Annotated in this window: 14 protein-coding genes and 1 pseudogene; 8 read left to right on the top strand and 7 right to left on the bottom strand. The window is 58.7% G+C overall.

What is annotated here, in order from left to right; genetic code table 11:
* Positions 1–4: 4 nt before the first annotated feature.
* Positions 5–2,071, bottom strand: a complete 2,067-nt coding sequence (treS, locus tag AD669_RS12740; protein WP_053120482.1) for a maltose alpha-D-glucosyltransferase — start codon at positions 2,069–2,071, stop codon at positions 5–7.
* 322 nt (positions 2,072–2,393) lie between these two features.
* On the opposite strand from treS, the gene AD669_RS12735 reads away from it, so the two are divergent.
* Genes AD669_RS12735 through AD669_RS12720 form a run of 4 tightly spaced genes read left to right on the top strand, consistent with a single transcriptional unit; the run spans position 2,394 to position 8,160 of the window.
* Positions 2,394–3,587, top strand: coding sequence for an ABC transporter substrate-binding protein (locus tag AD669_RS12735; RefSeq protein ID WP_053120208.1), 1,194 nt, complete (start codon positions 2,394–2,396; stop codon positions 3,585–3,587).
* Between the two features lie 3 nt (positions 3,588–3,590).
* Positions 3,591–4,460, top strand: a complete 870-nt coding sequence (locus AD669_RS12730; RefSeq protein WP_053120206.1) for a branched-chain amino acid ABC transporter permease — start codon at positions 3,591–3,593, stop codon at positions 4,458–4,460.
* Complete coding sequence (locus AD669_RS12725; RefSeq protein ID WP_053120204.1) at positions 4,457–6,937, top strand: branched-chain amino acid ABC transporter ATP-binding protein/permease; 2,481 nt, start codon at positions 4,457–4,459, stop codon at positions 6,935–6,937. The genes AD669_RS12730 and AD669_RS12725 overlap by 4 nt, the downstream gene beginning before the upstream one ends.
* Complete coding sequence (locus AD669_RS12720) at positions 6,934–8,160, top strand: amidohydrolase family protein (protein WP_053120202.1); 1,227 nt, start codon at positions 6,934–6,936, stop codon at positions 8,158–8,160. The genes AD669_RS12725 and AD669_RS12720 overlap by 4 nt, the downstream gene beginning before the upstream one ends.
* Here the strand turns inward: AD669_RS12720 and AD669_RS12715 are convergent.
* The 4 genes from AD669_RS12715 to AD669_RS12700 form a co-directional block, all read right to left on the bottom strand.
* Complete coding sequence (locus AD669_RS12715) at positions 8,157–8,849, bottom strand: GntR family transcriptional regulator (protein WP_053120200.1); 693 nt, start codon at positions 8,847–8,849, stop codon at positions 8,157–8,159. The genes AD669_RS12720 and AD669_RS12715 overlap by 4 nt on opposite strands.
* Positions 8,850–8,962: 113 nt before the next feature.
* Complete coding sequence (locus tag AD669_RS12710) at positions 8,963–10,534, bottom strand: gamma-glutamyltransferase family protein (RefSeq protein WP_053120198.1); 1,572 nt, start codon at positions 10,532–10,534, stop codon at positions 8,963–8,965.
* A gap of 75 nt (positions 10,535–10,609) precedes the next feature.
* Positions 10,610–11,725 carry an aromatic ring-hydroxylating dioxygenase subunit alpha gene (locus AD669_RS12705; protein ID WP_053120196.1) on the bottom strand — a complete coding sequence of 372 codons (1,116 nt, stop codon included), beginning with the start codon at positions 11,723–11,725 and terminating at the stop codon, positions 10,610–10,612.
* An 87-nt stretch (positions 11,726–11,812) separates the two neighbouring features.
* Positions 11,813–12,061, bottom strand: coding sequence for a CsbD family protein (locus AD669_RS12700; RefSeq protein WP_053120194.1), 249 nt, complete (start codon positions 12,059–12,061; stop codon positions 11,813–11,815).
* Between the two features lie 243 nt (positions 12,062–12,304).
* Between AD669_RS12700 and AD669_RS12695 the strand changes: the two genes are divergently transcribed.
* Both AD669_RS12695 and AD669_RS28110 read left to right on the top strand, forming a co-directional pair.
* Complete coding sequence (locus AD669_RS12695) at positions 12,305–13,843, top strand: cryptochrome/photolyase family protein (protein WP_053120192.1); 1,539 nt, start codon at positions 12,305–12,307, stop codon at positions 13,841–13,843.
* On the top strand, positions 13,840–13,968 hold the full coding sequence (locus tag AD669_RS28110; protein ID WP_082341438.1) for a DUF2256 domain-containing protein: 129 nt from the start codon (positions 13,840–13,842) through the stop codon (positions 13,966–13,968). Before AD669_RS12695 ends, AD669_RS28110 begins: the two co-directional genes overlap by 4 nt.
* Here AD669_RS28110 and AD669_RS12690 read toward each other — a convergent pair.
* A complete protein-coding gene (locus AD669_RS12690; protein WP_053120190.1) occupies positions 13,935–14,561 on the bottom strand; it encodes a dTMP kinase in 627 nt (208 codons plus the stop codon). The two genes, AD669_RS28110 and AD669_RS12690, sit on opposite strands and share 34 nt — an antisense overlap.
* A 191-nt stretch (positions 14,562–14,752) precedes the next feature.
* Between AD669_RS12690 and AD669_RS12685 the strand changes: the two genes are divergently transcribed.
* Positions 14,753–15,886 carry an aminotransferase class V-fold PLP-dependent enzyme gene (locus tag AD669_RS12685; protein ID WP_053120188.1) on the top strand — a complete coding sequence of 378 codons (1,134 nt, stop codon included), beginning with the start codon at positions 14,753–14,755 and terminating at the stop codon, positions 15,884–15,886.
* A gap of 63 nt (positions 15,887–15,949) precedes the next feature.
* On the opposite strand, the pseudogene AD669_RS28105 reads toward AD669_RS12685, so the two are convergent.
* A pseudogene (locus tag AD669_RS28105) lies at positions 15,950–16,390 on the bottom strand (DJ-1/PfpI family protein); the annotation flags it as partial.
* A gap of 443 nt (positions 16,391–16,833) precedes the next feature.
* Between AD669_RS28105 and AD669_RS12680 the strand changes: the two are divergent.
* Positions 16,834–18,864, top strand: a complete 2,031-nt coding sequence (locus AD669_RS12680) for an alkyl/aryl-sulfatase (protein WP_082341436.1) — start codon at positions 16,834–16,836, stop codon at positions 18,862–18,864.
* The last annotated feature ends 26 nt before the right edge of the window (positions 18,865–18,890 follow it).

Here is an 18,890-nt window from a genome sequence, read left to right as displayed (position 1 = left end):
AGTCCTAGATCATCGGCGAACTGCTGACCACCCGCAGCGCGAGGCCTTCATAGGCATCGAGAACAATGGTGAATTCACCCTCGGGCGTAAGGTCACCTTCGACCCGCTCGTTGATGATGTCGACCACCGGCCCCGGCGCAATGTTTGGCAAATGCAGGGTTTCAGTAATCGGTGTCGCGCCGAAGTTCAGGGCGGTGATCTGCGTGCCTTTGCCCGCAGGCAGTTCGTGAACCATGATCAGCAACCCCGGGTGTTCAACGTCCGGAACCAGAATCTGTCGGCTGGCGGCAATATCGTAGGCCCGGCGCGCGGAGAGAATTCGCTGCAGTTGCGAGGCAAACGAATCCGGATCCTGCATTTGCGCAGGCAGGCTGCCGTACAAGGATTTCGAACGCGGCATGAGGCCCGCTGACAGCGACGCCTCCGGGTTCAGATCCACCAGATCGTAAGCGCCACGATGAATCCAGCGAGTATCGCCATCGCCCATCAGATGCTCGACCTGCTCTGCCGGCAAAGGCAGTGCACCGACAAGATCCCACCCCGACAACGCGAACACCCCGGGTTGCATCGCGTTGTACATCACCAGCAGCAAATGGATCTGCTTGATCTGCTGAATATCCGCAGGGGTAATGGCATCAAGGTCGCGAATGCCAAGGGCGGCGGTGATGATACTGGCGGTGGTGCAGGACACGCCGTTGGTCACGAACTTGAGATTGTAGGGAGCGTGCTCACCGGTCAGGCGCTCGTACATCTGCTCGCGGATGTGTTCGCGCAAGATGTTGCCGGGGAACGTCTGGCCTTGGAACATGTAGGTGTCGTGGGCATGCAACGTCCAGAAATGCACCAGTTCCAGCGTCAATTCGTCATGGTTCTGCAAGGCATGGATCAGCGAGCCCGGGTCGATGCCGAGCGTGTGCATCTGGCGCAGCATCAGGCGCAGGAATTCGGTATCGCCCATCAGCAACGCGTGCTGGTAGGCCGGCCGGGTGATGAAATCGTAGGAGAGATCGGCGCCGCCGTGGGACATGGCAGCGATGTCGTCAACCGTCAGGTTCAACTCCTGAAAGCTGAAGCCGCCGGCCTTGCGAATCGCCCCGCCCAGCAATTGGTTGCCGGTGATCGACAGCGGATGGCTTTCCGACCACGCAGTGCCGTCGAGCTTGCGCTCCACACCGAGAAAACCGTTGGCATCGAGACGGAGGATTTTCGCGCCCATCACGTCAATGGCATGCAGCGCATCGCCGATGATCATCTGCTGCGCGGCAAAGGTCGGATCCAGCCAGTTCAACGACGGCTGGCCTTCCTTGAAATAATGCAAGTACACCCAGCGACGCAGCTTGCCATCGACACCCATGACGATCGACGTCGCGCTCCAGTCGGTTTCCTTGACCCCCGGCTCGAAGAAGATCACCCGTTGCAGCTGGCCGACGATGTAATGCTTGTCGCGCAGCGCATCAACCTGCTGCGGGCTGAGGTTTTGCGCGTCACGCCCCTCTGAGACATCAGGCAGCAGCGGCCAGTCTTCCTCACGGATTTCGACCATGTGATAGAGGCCCGGATAATCTTCATAGGCCATCTCGGCCAGACGAAAATCCGCGCCCTTGCCGGTGTGCGACGGGATCACATCATCGATGACGACGGCGTTGTGCGCAGCGGCCATGCGGGTCAGCGCCTGCAACTGCGCCTCGGTGCCCAGTTGCGGGTCGATGTCGAAACTGATGCGGTCGAAATTGCCGTCGATAGTCGGCGTGTGCTCAGTGCCCCGCAGGCCCCCGGACTTTTTCAGCGGCCCGTTATGGATGCCCTGAATGCCGATTTTCGAGAGCAGGTGCCACAAACCTTCATCGCCCAAGGCCTCCAGCACGGTGCCGTTTTCACGGGTAACAATGGAAGCCGGATACGCGGTAAACCAGACCGAAGCCAAAGCCGAAGCGTCCCGAGGGCGGGTATGGGCGTAGGGCTGCTGCCACAAGCGGCCCTGTCCCGAATAGAGTTTGGCCCGCTGCCTTGCGGCATGCAGCATGGATTGTTCGACCAACCACGCCACTTGGTTCTGTTCAGCCGTCGTCATGAAAACCATTGCCTCTCGTTGGAGTGAGCCTGCGATCGGGCCTTGCATCCAGCACAGCGACACCGCCCGATTCATTTATGTATGAGGCCCGGAGGTGGATTTCGTTGCATTGGTCTTGGCGAAGGCGCCTCGACCCGGTAGACAGGGCGGAAAATCAAATAGCCAAATGGCCCGGCGCCTCGCCATGGTGCAATTCGCCTTTATTTGGAGCGCAATCTCTCCGTTTGCGCCCCGTAAACATTGTAGTTTCCAAGGAAAATCCGAGTGGCACCCTCCTTGCTAGCAATAAATCCGTAACTGCTAGCAATCAGGAGAATCACCCATGGCAACTCGGTTTCAAAACCTGCAACGTCTGCTGTTTCCCGTGGCTGCGGCAGTCACGCTCAATATGGCAATGTTCGGTGGCGCGCAAGCGGCCGAGCCGCCGATCAAGGTCGGTCTGGTCGCGGCCCTTTCCGGGCAGTCGGCCAAATCCGGTGAAGCCCTGACGCGGGGTTTGACCATGGCGATCAATGAGGTCAACGCCAGTGGCGGCGTGCTCGGCCGTCCGCTGGAATTGGTGCGTCGCGACGATGAAAGCAATCCGTCGAAGGGCATTCTCGCCGCGCGCGAACTGGTGCAGCGCGAGAAAGTCGCCGTACTGTTTGGTGGTCTTGATACACCGGTTTCGCTGGCCATCGTGCCGCTGGTCAATCAGATGAAAGTGCCGTTCATGGGCATCTGGGCGGCGGGTACGAAAATCACCGAAAACGGCGCGCCTGACAACTATGTGTTCCGGGTTTCCGCTGTCGATGAACTGGTGGATGAGGCGCTGGTGAAATACGGCGTCGACCACGGCATGAAGAAGCCGGGGATGATCCTCATCAACAATCCGTGGGGCGAATCTAACGAGGCGGGCTTCAAGCGTGCGCTGGAAAAACGCGGCATGGACAACGCCGGTGTCGAGCGGATTCAGGACAGCGATCTCGACGTCGTTCCGCAACTCACTCGCTTGAAAAACGCCGGTGCCGACACCCTCCTCCTCGTCGGTAACGTCAGCCCTTCCGCGCAAGTCGTGAAATCTCTGGATCGCATGGGCTGGGACGTGCCGGTCGTTTCGCACTGGGGCCCGGCCGGTGGCCGCTTCGGCGAACTCGCGGGGCCGAACGCCGGGCGCGTGCATTTCATCCAGACCTACGTGTTCACCGAGCACAACAGCGCCAAGGGCGATGCCTTGTTGGCCGCATTGAAAACCGCCTACCCGCAGATCAAAACCCTGGCTGACGTCACCCCGGCCGTGGGCATCGCCAATGCTTACGACGGGCTGCACCTCGCCGTTGAAGCGATCAAAAAGGCCGGCAGCACCGACGGCAAAGCGATCCGCGACGGCTTTTACGCCATCAGCGAATACGACGGTTTGATCAAGGACTACAAGCAACCGTTTACCCCGACCAAGCATGACGCGTTAGGGCCGGACGATTACCTGTTCACGCACTTCGTCAACGATCAAATCGTCCCGCTCGCGCCTAAGGAGTAAGCCATGTACACCGCCGCCATCATCTCCGGGCTGGGCCTCGGCAGCATGTACGCGTTGCTGGCGTTAGGGTTTCACCTGACCTACGTCGTCTCGCGCACCGTCAACTTTGCCCAGGGCAGCGCCATGATGGTCGGCGCGGTGTTGGGCTACACCTTTTGCATCAACTGGGGCTGGTCGCTGTGGTTTGCGCTGCCGCTGACGTTGCTGCTCTGTGCGCTGTATGGCTTGGCCATCGAGCGCTGGCTGGTGCGGCCGTTTCACGGTCGCGGCTCACAGGCGTGGCTGATGGCGACGGTGGCCGGCGGGATTCTGGTGGATAACCTGGCGTTGTTCACTTTCGGCAAGGAGCCTCGGCAGTTCGAAAGCAGCCTCGCCAACCTGAATGTCGAGATGTTCGGCAGCAACGTCGGTGCCCTGCAATTGCTGATTCCGCTGGCGGGCGCGGCGATTGCGCTGGCGCTGTATCTGGTGCGGCGTTACACCCGGCTGGGCAAAGTGCTGGAAGCCTGCGTGCAGAATCCTCGCGCGGCGATGCTGATGGGCATCAACGTCAATCGTGTGGTCGCCATCGCTTTTGCGATCTCGACAGTGTTTGCCGCCGTCGCCGGTTTGTTGATTGCGCCGCTGTTCAGCGTCAACGCGGAGATGGGCATGTTGTTTGGCCTGAAAGCCTTTGCGGTGGCGATTCTTGGCGGCATCACCAGCGCTGGCGGCGTGTTCACGGCAGGGTTGCTGTTTGGTCTGACGGAAGCGCTGATCACCATGTATTTCGGCTCGGCGTTTACCCAGATATTCACGTTTGCGCTGGTGATTGTCGCGCTGGCGATTCGTCCCAACGGTCTGTTCGGCAGCCAGGCATTGGTGAAAGTATGAAGAACCTTCCCTCCTTGCTGATCGCCCTCCTCGCGGTCGTTTCTGGGGTCATGGCGTTCACGCTGGACAGCTATTCCCTGCTGGTTTTCACCCTGTGCGCGCTGGCGACAGTGGTTGGCGTGAGCCTGAATATTCTGATCGGCCTGAGCGGGCAGATTTCCTTTGGTCATATTGCTTTCTACGCGATCGGTGCCTATGTGTCGGCACTGCTGACCTTGGCGGGTTGGCCGTTATGGCTGGCCCTGCCGATCGCCGGTGTCGCGGCGGGAGTCATCGGCGCGCTGTTGGCGATTCCGGCCCTGCGGGTTAGCGGCCCATATTTGGCGATGATCACCATCGCTTTTGCGTTTGTCGTGCACCACAGTTTGATCGAATGGCGTGACGTCACGGGCGGCTCCAACGGTTTGATGGGCATCCCGATGCCGGAATTTGCCGGGCTTGATCCGTCGATTTTCCTCGCGCTATTGGCTGCGGCATTGATGATTGGCGCCCTGCTCTTCTATCAGCGCCTCAGTCACAGCCGCTGGGGCAAAGCCATGCGCGCGGTGAAAGCTTCAGAAATCGCTGCGCGCTCGCTGGGCTTCAATCCGGTCATCAGCAAAACCCTCGCCTTTGCTTTGTCGGCGGCGTTGACCGGACTCGCGGGTGGCTTGCTCGCGCCGTTGCTGATGTTCATCAACCCGGAATCCTTTCCGTTTTCGCAGTCGATTTTGTTTGTGCTGGCAGTGATCGTCGGTGGCAGCGGCATGCTCTTCGGGCCGCTGATTGGCGCGCTGTTGATTGTGCTGGTGCCGGAACTGCTGTCGGATTTTGCCGAATATCGTTTGCTGATTTTTTCCACGCTGCTGCTGTTGGTGCTGTGGATCGCACCGAATGGCCTGCTGGGCGCCCTCGCCCGACGCTGGATCAAACCGACGCGTTTGCTGCCGCCCGCGCGCTTCAATGAGGATCGTATCGCCGCGCATCTGCGCAGCCGTGGCGTGAACTCAGGCTTGCGGGTGACTGATATCGGCATTCGCTTCGGCGGCGTGCAGGCCGCGCAACACGTCAGTTTGCATGCCCCGGCTGGCAGCATCACCAGCATCATCGGCCCTAACGGCGCGGGCAAAACCACTGTGCTCAATATGATCAGCGGCTTCTATGTGCCGGACTCTGGCCAGATTGAACTGCAACAACCGCTGGCCGGGCTGCCTGCCTGGAAAAGCGCTCGGGCCGGGATTGCCCGTACGTATCAGACCACCCTGCTGTTCGGCGAAATGTCGGTGTTGGACAACCTTCTGGTGGCGATGCAGCAGGGTCGCATGGGCCTGCCGTTCAGCCTTTCCACAGTCGAGCAGCGCAGTCTGGCGCTGGATCTGTTGGCACTGGTCGGCTATCGCGGTGAAGTGAATATTGCCGCCGAAGATCTGCCGCATGTGGATCGGCGTCTGGTGGAAATTGCCCGGGCGCTGGCGACGGCGCCTGCGGTGTTGTTGCTGGATGAACCGGCCGCGGGCCTCAGTCGTCGTGACACGGATAACCTGGCCATTCTGCTGCGCAAACTGGCGGATTTCGGCCTGACAGTGATTCTGGTCGAGCACGACATGGCGCTGGTCATGTCGGTGTCAGAGCACTTGCTGGTGCTCGACGCCGGCAAACCTATTGCCTCGGGGCCGCCGGCGGAAATTCGGCAAAACCCGCAAGTCATTGCCGCGTATCTGGGCGGTACCGAGTATCAAGCCACGCCTCGCGAACAAGTGTGGAACGGCAGCCGCGATGCGCGTTTGTACGTCAAGGATCTGGTCATCGATTACGGCGCGTCAGCCGTGGTCGACAAGGTCAATTTGCTGGTTAATCCGGGCGAACTGGTGGCAATTCTTGGCGCGAACGGCGCGGGCAAATCGAGCATCCTGCAATGTCTGGCCGGACTGCATCGCGCCAGCGGCGGCAGTATTTTGCTGGACAACGAAAACATCGAACTGGCCAACGCCAGCACCATCGCCGCGAAAGGTCTGGCCCTGGTGCCGGAGGGCCGTCAGGTTTTCCCGTATTTGAGTGTGCGCGACAACCTGTTGCTCGGCGGCTATTCGCGCCGTGACAGCTTCGATGCCGAGGCTGAAATCGAGGCCATCCTCAAGCGCTTCCCGCGCCTGCGAGATCGCATCGACAACCCGGCCGGGCTACTTTCCGGCGGCGAACAACAAATGGTCGCCGTGGGCCGTGGCCTGATGGCCAAGCCAAAAATCCTCTTGCTCGATGAGCCGTCGCTGGGTCTTTCGCCCGCGATGATTGGCGAGTTGTACGACGCACTGGCGGCGCTACGCGACGAGGGCGTGACCATCCTGCTCGTGGATCAAATGGCCAACCTCGCGCTGCAAGTAGCGGATCGCGCTTACGTCCTCGAAACCGGCATCATCGTCAAAGCCGCCGGCTCCGCAGAACTGCGCGCCGACAAAGCGCTGGCTGCGGCTTATCTGGGTGAAGGGGCCAGCGCATGAGCGCCCTGAAAATCATCAATGCACGGCTCGGAAGCGATCACCGCGTGAGCGAGTTCTACGTTGAGAACGGTTACTTCGTCGAAGGCTTCAGCCCGAATGCCAGCCACTGGCAAACCCTCGATCTACACGGCCAACTGATGATGCCCGGTCTGATCGAAACCCATATCCATCTGGACAAGGCCTGCATCATGCAGCGCTGTCATTTGCAGGAAGGCACCCTGGCTGAAGCCGTCGCGCAAACCCGCGCGGCGAAAGCCGAATTCACTGAAGACGATGTTTATCAGCGCGGTGCGCAGGTGCTGGACAAGGCGATTGTGCAAGGCACGACGCACATGCGCACCCACGTCGAGCTGGATCCGCAGATAGGCCTGACCGGATTCAACGCGATTCGCCGTTTGCAGGCTGATTACGCCTGGGCCATCAGTCTGGAAATCTGCGTGTTTCCCCAGGAGGGTCTGCTGAATAATCCCGGGACTGAGGCGCTGTTGTGTCAGGCACTGGAAAGCGGCGCGACGGTGCTCGGCGGCTGCCCGTACATGGACAGCGACCCTCATGGGCAGATCCAGCGTCTGTTTGAACTGGCGGTGCGCTACGACTGCGACCTCGATCTGCACCTGGATTTCGACCTGAACACCGAAGGCATGACGGTCATGGAAGTCGCACGCTGCACGCAGCTGCACGGCTGGGGCGGACGCGTCACCATCGGGCACGCGACCAAGTTGTCGACGCTGCCCCGTGAGCCACTGACGGTGCTGGCTCTGCATCTTGCCAAAGCAGGCGTGCAGGTGACCTGCCTGCCGAGCACCGATCTGTTTTTGCTCGGCCGCGACGCGTTCCACAACAAACCCAGAGGCTTGGCGCCACTCGCGCATTTGCATGCGTGCGGCGTGACCTGCTCGGTCTCGACCAACAACATCGGTAACCCGTTTACGCCGTATGGCGATGCGTCGTTGATTCGTCAGGCCAACCTGTTCGCCAACGTCAGTCAGATGGGCACGGTGGCGGAACTGCTGCAATGCCTGGCGTGGGTCTCCAGCGAGTCGGCGGTGATGCTGCGATTGCAGGATTACGGTTTGCGACCAGGCTGCCGCGCCGATTTCATCGTGTTCGACGCGTCCTCGCCAGCGGCAGTGATCGCTGAAATAAGCGCGCCGTTGATGGGCTTCAAGGGCGGGCGCCAGACGTTTAGTCGGCCGGCAACAACGTTGATCAAACCGCGTTAATCAATCAGCGCCTGCTTGAGGTTGAACTCGGCGGGCGCAGTTTCTTCCAGCGCCAGCTGCGCTTCCAGTTCATCCAGATGCTCGATCATCACCGCCACGGCTTTGGCGTTATCGCCATTTTCCAGCGCGGTGATGATCTCCTGGTGCTCGTCGGACGCACACGACGGCACGTCATTACGCTGATACAGCGCGACGATCAATGAGCTGCGCACCATCAGGTTGGCGAGGATATCGCTGAGCACCGTGTTGCCACTGATCTCGCCGAGCAGCAGGTGAAACTCGCTCAGCTCGCGGACGATGGCGCGGCGATCGGTGTCGTTGGTGGCTTTGCGTTCGTTGTTCATGTGTTGGGCGATACGCTGACGCTGCGTGCGCATGGTTTGCGGCGTGATCGCCTCGACAATTGCGCGCTCGATGGCGCGCCGGGCGCTGAAAATATCCCGCGCTTCGCGTGCCGTCGGCTGGGCAACCATGGCGCCGCGATTGGCTTCGATAGTCACCACTTTTTGCATCGCCAGACGCTGCAACGCCACCTGCACATGATTGCGGTTGGCTTGCAGGGTTTCGACGATATGCGCTTCGATCAATCGCGTGCCGGGCGGCAGGCGATGCTGGGCGATAGCCTTGAACAGCGCATCGACGATCCGTTGCACCTCAAGCTGTTTGGCGGTGACAGTGCTCAAGCCCATCCTTTCCTCTGTTTTTCAGAACGCCGCAGGCCAATCCACAACAATGTGTCTGGCGGGCAATCGGCGGCATTATCCGCCAGCCGCCCGAGCCCGGCAAATGTGCGCTGCAAGGATCAGTCCGGTTGACCGAGCCCGGTGCCCTCCCCCCGTGGATCGTGCATGGCGCTGCGCCGACCCTCGGCGTCAATCGCAATAATCCCGGCGTGGCCGGTCATGGGGCTGCGCACTGGAATGATTTCCACCTCATGGCCCAGCATGCCGAGGCCTTCAATCGTGGTCGCAGCCATATCGCCTTCGAGTTTGAGGTTGTCCGTGCTGTCGAAAAAGCTGCGACCCAACAGAAAACGCGGCGCGTGCAACGCCTGATCAATCGGTTGTTGATAGTCGATCAGTTGCGTCGCCAGCACCATCTGCGTTTGCGGTTGACCATCGCCGCCCTGCGTGCCGAAGAACCAGCGGCGGCCATCGTCAGCCAGATAGCAGGACGGATTAAGCGTGTGCGCCGGACGCTTGCCCGGTGCCCAGCCGTTGACGTGTTGGGGATTGGCGTTAAATCCGGCCGCGCGATTTTGCCACAGCACGCCGGTGTCACCGAGGATGCAGCCCGACCCGAAGTCATGGAACAGGCTCTGGATCAGGCAAGCGGTATGGCCCTGCGCATCGGTCGCGGCCATCCAGATGGTATCGGCCGGGCGTCCCGGCTCGTTCCACGGCGCCGCGCGCTGATCGTCGATGGCATCGGCGTAGGCTTTAATCTGCGCATCTTCGAGAGTGGCGGCGAAATCCCACGGCTGGCTCAGCGGATCGCACAACTGCGCATTGCGGCGCAGCAGGCCCTGTTTGATCGCTTCGACCAGATAGTGATAGTAAAGCGCACTGCCATTACCGACGTCCGCCAACGGTTTGTGTTGCAGCGCGGCCATGGCTTGCAGCGTGTACAAACCTTGACTTGGTGGCGCGACGTTGTAGAGCCGACCATCGCGATAACGTACCGAAATCGGTGCGACTTCGGGTGCGCGAGTTGCCGCCAGATCGGCCGTCGTCAAACCGCAGCCCAAGCGATCAAACGCAGCTCCAAACGCCTCGGCCAGTTCGCCGTGGTAGAAATCCTCGACGCCGTGTTTCGCCAGATGCCGCAGGGTGTTGGCCAGCTCGGGTTGGCGCAGGGTGTCGCCCTCGCGTAACCAGTGCCCATCGTGTTTGCACAGACGATGCAGATCCTGCAATTGCTCGATCAGAGGTTGGCGCAGGGTTTGCCAGAACAGCTGCGAGCGCGACACCTGCACACCGGCATCGGCTACGCTGGCGGCGTCACTTAACAGATCAGCCCAGCCGAGCCGCGAGCCCCATTCATGCCGACTGATGTTCGCCGCCGTCTGCCAACTGGCCATCGCGCCCGCCGTGCTGGCAACCGACGCCGGGCCGCGCACGGTGATGATTCCGCCCTCGGGCAAACGTTGCCCGGCCTGACCAATCCCCACGATGGTGCGCACCTGACTGTCGTGGATCATCCATAGGGCATCGCCGCCCAGGCCAGTCATGTGCGGGAACACCGCAGCGAGCATCGCACTGGCGGCGAGCATGGCATCAATGGCTGTGCCGCCCGCGTCGAGAATACGCAGGCCGGCGGCGCTTGCATCGGCATGAGGCGTACAGATCACCGCACGGCTGGAGGTTGCGATCATGGTGGCGGGCTCTCTCTTTGCTAGTGATCGTTATGTTGATTGCTAGCAAAGCAAGATGTATGCCTTCGGGAGCCGCTATTCCTCCTCGTGGGTAACGTCCACCAGCGGGATCGGCTCGATTGCCCAGGCGCGGATTTGACGACGCTCGGGGCTCGGTACCGCACAGGCCTTACGCCCGGTGAACGTTCGCGCAAGGCGTTCTTCATCGATGCGCCAGCCACGCTGTTCCAGTGCCTGCACGTCTTTACGAAAGGCGATTTGCAGCGCGTCGGATTTCAACGAGACCTCTTGCTGAAAGGAGTCCGGCACGCGCTCGGGACGTACGTTTTTCAGCACCGCATGATCCTGTTCAAAGATACGAATATTGCTGGCAATGAACCGGCGATCCAGCAGTCGTGAGCGCAGGAATGTTCTGCCCATCATCCACCAGGTTCGCGTGCGGTTGGCGTCAATCGGCACGTGCGCCGAGACGATGTAGATCCGCCAGCCATTGGGTAATTCGAGCTCCAGCGTTGTGCACGGCCCGGACAAATGAAAACCCGGAACGGTGACCACACTGACAAAATCGGTGGAAGATTTGCGCCTCAACAGCCCCTTGCGCGCGGGCCTGCGCATGAGCATTTGTGCGCTGCCGCTCCACGCATCGCTTTCCACATCGAACGCTTCAATCTCGGGATGATCGGGATCACCGAAGGTTGAACCATGCACAAAGGGAGCGTGGGCGAAATCGAGGCCGTTTTCGATAATCCGATCCCAACTGGCCTGCCAATCGAAATGACCACTGACCACCCGAATGGCCGGATCGTCGATCCAGTCGAGCGTTGGTAGAGGCGGACGTTCCGCTTCAGGGAGATCACCTAAAAACGCCCAGATCCAGCCATAGCGTTCCAGCGTTGGATAGGCGTCGACGCGAGCCTTCGCCGGAATCCGCAGGTGTGGCTGCGCGGGTATGTGCGTGCAGACGCCATCCGCACCAAACCGCCAGCCGTGATAAGGACACTGCACGCTGTTGCCGACCTTGCTGCCGGCCGACAGCGAACCGCCGCGATGCACGCAAACGTCTGAAAGCAGATGCGCGACGCCCGCCTCATCACGGAACGCCACAAACGGTTGCCCGAGCAATTGCACCGGCATCAATCCTTCAGTCAATTGCGACGAGGGCAGAACGACATACCAGAGGTTCGTGAGCATGGGGCGCGGGTGATTCCGTCAATTCGGTTAGCTGAGATCATAAAACGAAAGCGGCTCCGAAGAGCCGCTATGTCTGCCTTTCGTGATTCAACGACGCAGAAAGCGGTTGACCAACAGCAGCACTGCCGCGCCGATGGCCAGTGCAGCCACTGGTTTTTCTTTAACAAACGTCGAGACGTTGTCCAACGTGTCGCCGTAGGTTTTGGTCAGTTGGCCCGAGGCCTGACGTGCAGCGCCTTCAGCGTCCAGCCTTGAATCACCGATCAATTTCCCGACTGCGCTCTGCGCCTTGCCAGCGAGTTTTTCTGCAACGCCTTCAACTTGTTCACTTTTCATAATTCATCAAACCTTCGTCTGTAAGTGGAGAGTTCAGAATCGACCTGAGCGTGTGCCGAGAGGCTATCTGCACAGCATTAGGGGAACGGGCGTGGTGATTGGTTCCATCGAAATGAGCTTCAGCAGCCGAAAACCACTGTTTGCTGACGTCCGCCTAAACTCGCAAAAACCTATACAGAAGACTACCCTTGTATAACTTATTGCCGGCCTGGCGATGACCTCGAACTTAACGGACTCGGATTGATGAATGCGACGCGGCGCTTGTGCCTGGTCTTGGGCGACCAATTATCTTTCGACCTCGCCTCCCTGCAAGGCCTCGATCAGGATCACGATGCCGTGCTGCTGGTCGAGGTGATGGAGGAAGCCAGCCATGTCCCCCACCATCCACAAAAAATCGTGCTGATCTTCAGTGCCATGCGGCATTTCGCCGAGGCTTTGCGTCAGCGCGGGTTGCGCGTGCACTACGTCACCCTGACGGATCCGGACAACAGCGGATCGGTGCCGAACGAATTACAGCGCTGGCACGCACTGCTTAATCCCAGTGAGATTCACCTGACAGAGTGCGGTGACTGGCGCCTCGAGCAATCGATCAAGGATTGCGGCTTGCCCATCCAGTGGCACAGCGATGCTCGCTTCCTCTGCACACGTAACGAATTCTCCGACTGGGCGCAGGGCAAAAAGCAGCTGCGCATGGAGTTCTTTTACCGTGAGATGCGCCGCAAAAGCAGGCTGTTACTCAACGGTGACGGCAGCCCGGTCGGAGGCGCCTGGAACTTCGACGCCGACAATCGCAAAGCCTTGCCCAAGGGCGTTCGGCCCCCTCCTCCCGTGCGCTTCAAACCCGACGCCATCACCCAAGAGGTGCTTGCGTTGGTGGCCGAACACTTCGCCAGCCACTACGGCGCGCTCGACACATTCGACTACCCGGTGACGCACGCCGACGCACAGGTATTGTGGGAGTACTTTCTCGATTGGGGACTGGCCGCGTTCGGCGATTATCAAGACGCCATGGCCAGCAACGAACCCTTTCTGTTCCATGCGCGGATCAGCGCGGCGCTCAATATTGGTCTGCTGGATCTTCGGCAGATTTGCAGCGATGTCGAATCAGCCTATTGGTCGGGCGGCATTCCGCTCAACGCGGCTGAAGGTTTTATTCGGCAACTGATCGGCTGGCGCGAGTACGTCCATGGCGTCTACTGGCTGAAGATGCCCGACTACGCGCAAGGCAATGTCTTCGGCAACACCCGCGCGCTTCCAGAGTTTTACTGGACAGGCAAAACGCAGATGAACTGCATGCGCCAGGCCATCGGTCAAAGCCTGGAACATGCCTACGCGCACCACATCCAAAGGCTGATGGTCACCGGCAATTTCGCTCTGCTCGCGGGTATCGCGCCCAGCCAGATATGCGAATGGTATCTGGCGATCTACATGGACGCCTTCGACTGGGTGGAACTGCCCAATACACTGGGCATGGTCATGCACGCCGATGGTGGTTATCTGGGTTCAAAACCCTATTGCGCGAGCGGCCAGTACATCAAGCGCATGTCTGACTATTGTCGTGGCTGCGCCTACAAAGTCAGCGAAAGCACCACCGACGACGCCTGCCCTTTCAATTCTTTGTATTGGCACTTCCTCATGCGCCACGGCGACCTACTGCGCGGCAATCAACGCATGAGCATGCTCTATAAAAACCTCGACCGCATGCCTGAAGCCAAGCAGCAGGCGCTATGGCAACGCGGCGAGTTCTTGCTCGCCAAACTGGATCACGGTGAGTCGTTGTGAAAAAGAGCGAGCTGCCGGTCAAAACCTGCGTGACCTGCGGCCTTCCGTTCACTTGGAGAAAGAAATGGTCGCGCTGCTGGGAACAAGTGCGCTACTGCTCGGAGCGCTGCCGAAGAACCCGATAAATCTCGCCAACCACCTGAGCCACGGCTTCTTCAATCGTGCCTTCATTGCGGCACAACACCCAACCCTGATCCGCCACCGCGCGCGCGAACGCCTCGGTACATGCCACGTGCTCTTCGCGCTTGTGGATCACCGTGCTGCCCAGCCCCCGGGAGCGTGCCGCCGCCCTTGCCCAGGAAATATCAGGATCGGTCACGACGCCGACATGCAGATCCGGCACGCGCACGTCTCGCGCCATGTTCAGTTGGAGAATCTCTGCGAACGGGACGGTTCGGCGAAACGCCGCGTCTGACGGGTACCAACGGTCGATCAGGACGATGCTGTCCAGCGGTTGCTTGGGCAGCACATGCTGTGAAATCCAGCTGCGGCTATCCGCCAGGCGCTGACAAATAGCCCACTCAAGATCCGTGGAGGGGTGTCTCGCGAATTGATTGACGAGGGCCATGGTGCCAGCCCTGTCGGGATCGTTTTTTCTCTCGCACAGGCGAATGACTTTCTTGTTGTCGGCCCTCAGGGCTGCCGTCACGGCTTCCAACAATGTGGTTTTGCCGGTGCCTTTGGGGCCATCGAGAGAAATAAACAGCGCGGGATTCATCGTTCACACGTTGGTGGAGACATTGGTGAGCACTTTAACCGTATTGATGACATTCAATCAGCTCATAGCTGTACCTTGCCTACACTTCTTTGCCTGACCCGAAGCTGCATTTCAATCTCTGCAATCTTGTCATTTGCCAACACTTGAGGCACGGTCGAACCCACTGACATCTCTGCCAAAGGAATCACGCCATGTCGAAGCTCTATCCCAGTATCGATCCCGAGGGGTTGGTCGAGTACTCCGTGGTCTACACCGACCGCTCGCTGAACCACATGTCGCAGTCCTTTCAAGCGGTGATGAAGAACATTTCCCAGACCCTCAAGCAGGTCTACAACGCCGAGGCGGTTGCGGTGGTACCGGGCAGCGGCACGTTCGGCATGGAAGCGGTGGCGCGGCAGTTTGCGACTGGCCAGCAATGCCTGGTGATACGCAATGGCTGGTTCAGTTATCGCTGGAGCCAGATCCTTGAAATGGGCAACATCCCGGCGGCCACCACCGTGCTGAAAGCTCGCCCCGTCGATGCCGGTCACCAGGCTGCGTACGCCCCGCCGCCGCTGGACGAAGTGCTGGCAGCGATCGCCGCGCAAAAGCCGAAGATTGTCTTCGCGCCCCACGTTGAAACGTCCTCCGGGATTATCCTGCCCGACGAGTACCTGCGGGCCGTCGGCGATGCCGTGCATGCGGTGGGTGGTCTGTTCGTGCTGGACTGCATCGCCTCGGGCACGCTTTGGGTTGATATGCACAAATGCGCCGTCGACCTGCTGATCAGCGCCCCGCAGAAGGGCTGGAGCGCCTCCCCTTGCTGCGCGCTGGTGATGTTCAGTTCATTGGCCCTTGAGCGCATCGAACACACGCAAAGCAGCAGCTTCGCCTGCGACCTGAAAAAATGGCTGCAGATCATGCAAGCCTACGAACAGGGCGGCCACGCCTACCACGCGACCATGCCCAGCGATTCCCTCGCGCGGTTTAACGACGTGATGAAAGAAACCCAGGCCTACGGTTTCGACAAGATTCGCGACGAGCAACAGGCTCTGGGCGATCGGGTACGCGCGATGTTGACCGGCAAAGGCTTCAAAAGCGTGGCCGCTGAAGGCTTTCAGGCCCCGGGCGTGGTGGTGAGTTACACCGATGATGCCGACATCAAAAACGGCAAGAAATTTGCCAACCACGGTCTGCAGATCGCCGCTGGCGTGCCGTTGCAATGCGACGAGCCGGCCGACTTTCAGACCTTCCGCATCGGGTTGTTCGGGCTGGAGAAGCTGCACAATATCGAGCGTACGATGAGCACGCTTGAGCAGGCGCTGGATGAGGTGATGGTTGATTGAGACTTCATCGGCCTCGCGAAGCCTGCCCACTGCAGACTTTCGATTACCCGGCCGAAGTGGTCATCAATGTTCCGCTGCCAACATTGATCTGAACTGAGAAACAATCTCTGAGGACAGTCCGGCGCTTTCGAACACTGCGCAGGTGAAGCTAATGGGTGCAGGGCCGGGAGCCGTTATGATTCGGTCTGCCACCACAGCTACCGGACTGTTTCTATAAAGGGTGCTCGCTTCATAATCCACGGCATTCTGTTGCAAAAAATCGGCACTGTTCGAGGTATGAGGAACGGTGTCGAGAAGGCCAGCCCTCGCTAGTGCCAACGTTCCCCCACAGATACCGGCAATTGTTGCGCCACTTGAGCGACTGGTACGAAGAAAGTTTCGAATGTCCGGAGCGTCTGATCGCTCCCAGGCCATGCCTCCGATGACGACGACAACGTCGGGCGTCCAGTCCAGACAATATTGCAAGCTGCTATCGACCGTTGAGGCCAACCCTCCCTGCGACTTGGATTTCAATGATTTGCGACAGTTAGCAATCGGCCATTAGGAGGCATTCATGACTGACTTTAAAATTTCATATGCATGGCCATTTGCGACTATCGTTACATTGTTACGTTATTCAGCGTAATTACCGTTCGTCGCCTCTTAACAGCAAGTGACGACAGTTCGCGGATTACAGTTATTGACGAATCGAAAATACGCGAAAAGCTCTTTAGAAAACTTGCAACCTATTGTTATTACTGGTGTTTTTATATTTTTCAGACTGATTCACCTGAAAAACCCCCACCTGTCAGAGTCATGAGCTTGTATTGCTCACGATAAAAATTGTTTCACTTGATCTCTGAAAATGAGCGTTTTTTTCTTATCGGATTGCGAATCCCTACTACCTTCAAATGGGCTTTTTTTGCGCTTTAGGCTTAGCGCATTCCTACTATGAAGGAGCGTAGAAGATGGTTTTGGAAAGTAACTCGACAGTGCATCGTCAACCACGAGGGGATTGGCGTTCCTTGAAATTGGCTGGTGCCACTTTTTCGTTGGTGGCAGCCATAGCATTGGCTTCGCAAGCCCTCGCGGCTGACGGGGAAAAACCAAAGCCTGCCTCGGAAGCCACCAAGGCGGCGAACAGTGCGTTGCTCAATGAGCTGCCGTTCAATGACAAGACGTCATTCGAACTGGCGCACAAAGGCTTTATTGCCCCGTTGCCATCGACAGTAATCAAGGGCTCTTCGGGCAATGTCATTTGGGATCCTGGTAAGTATAACTTTATCAAGGAAGGTGAGGCCGCACCGGACACCACCAATCCAAGTCTGTGGCGCCAGTCTCAACTGATCAACATTTCCGGGCTGTTCGAAGTCACCGATGGCATCTACCAGGTGCGTAACTACGATCTGTCCAACATGACCATCGTCGAGGGCAAGGACGGCATTACTGTTTTCGACCCACTGATCTCCACCGAAACAGCAAAGGCAGCACTCGAGCTTTACTATCAGCATCGGCCAAAGAAACCAGTCGTGGCCGTCATCTATACCCATAGCCATATCGACCATTACGGTGGTGTACGCGGTGTGGTGAACGAGGACGATGTTAAAGCCGGCAAGGTGAAGATTTATGCCCCTCTAGGCTTCATTGAACATGCGGTCGCCGAAAACGTGATGGCAGGCAATGCCATGAGTCGTCGCGCGAGCTACATGTACGGCAACCTGCTTCCCCCGACACCGACGGGCCAACTAGGCGCGGGTCTGGGCACCACCACATCAGCCGGTACGGTAACGCTTATTCCGCCAACCGACATTATCAAGACCACTGGCGAAACTCATGTCATTGATGGCCTGACCTATCAGTTCCTGTATGCACCTGGCAGCGAAGCGCCAGCTGAAATGCTTTATTACATCAAGGAAAAGAAAGCGCTAAACACTGCCGAAGACTCCACACATACGTTGCACAACACGTATTCGCTGCGTGGAGCGAAAATCCGCGATCCGTTGGCTTGGTCGAAATACTTGAACGAGACGCTGAAGTTGTGGGGCGATGATGTCCAGGTCATGTACGCCATGCATCACTGGCCAGTTTGGGGCAATAAAGAAGTACGCGAGCAACTGTCTTCTCAGCGCGACATGTACCGTTATATCAATGACGAAACCCTGCGCCTTGCCAACAAGGGCTACACCATGGTCGAGATCGCCGAGCAATTTAAATTGCCGAAAGGGATCGCCAATAAGTTCTCCAACCGTGGCTATTACGGTTCGGTGAACCACAACGTCAAAGCCACGTACGTTTTGTATCTGGGTTGGTTTAACGGTAATCCGGCAACGCTGAACGAACTCCCCCCGGAAGAAGGTGCCAAGCATTACGTGGAAATGATGGGGGGTGAAGAGGCGCTTCTGAAGAAGGCCAAAGAATACTTCGATAAGGGAGAGTTCCGCTGGGTCGCCGAAGTCGTTAACCATGCGGTATTCGCCAACCCGAGCAGTCAGGCAGCGAAGAACCTACAAGCGGATGCTCTTGAGCAGCTAGGTTACCAGGCGGAAAGTGGACCTTGGCGCAACTTCTACCTCACCGGTGCCAAAGAACTGCGCGAAGGCGTCATGAAGTTGCCGACCCCGGACACTGCCAGCCCGGACACTGTGCGAGCGATGGATCTGGATCTGTTCTTCGATTTCTTGGCCATGCGCCTGAATGCGCCAAAAGCAGAAGACAAACGTCTGTCGCTCAATTTCGATTTCACCGATCTGAAGCAAAAATACTCGGTGGAAATGGAAAACGGTGTGCTCAACCACACGGAGGGGTTGGCAGCCAAAGACGCCGACGCGACGATCAGTTTGACCCGCGATACGCTGAACAAAATCGTGTTAAAGGAAACGACGCTAAAAGATGCTCTGGCTTCGGGTGATATCAAGGAAGAAGGAACCAAGGGCAAGCTGGAGGAGCTGGTGTCCTATATGGATAACTTCGATTTCTGGTTCAACATCGTGACGCCATGAGGGGTTGATCAACGACCGTGAGAATG

This window comes from Pseudomonas sp. P1.31, assembly GCF_001269815.1.
GTDB lineage: Bacteria > Pseudomonadota > Gammaproteobacteria > Pseudomonadales > Pseudomonadaceae > Aquipseudomonas > Aquipseudomonas rustica.
This window is presented reverse-complemented; position numbering and strand designations above follow the sequence as displayed.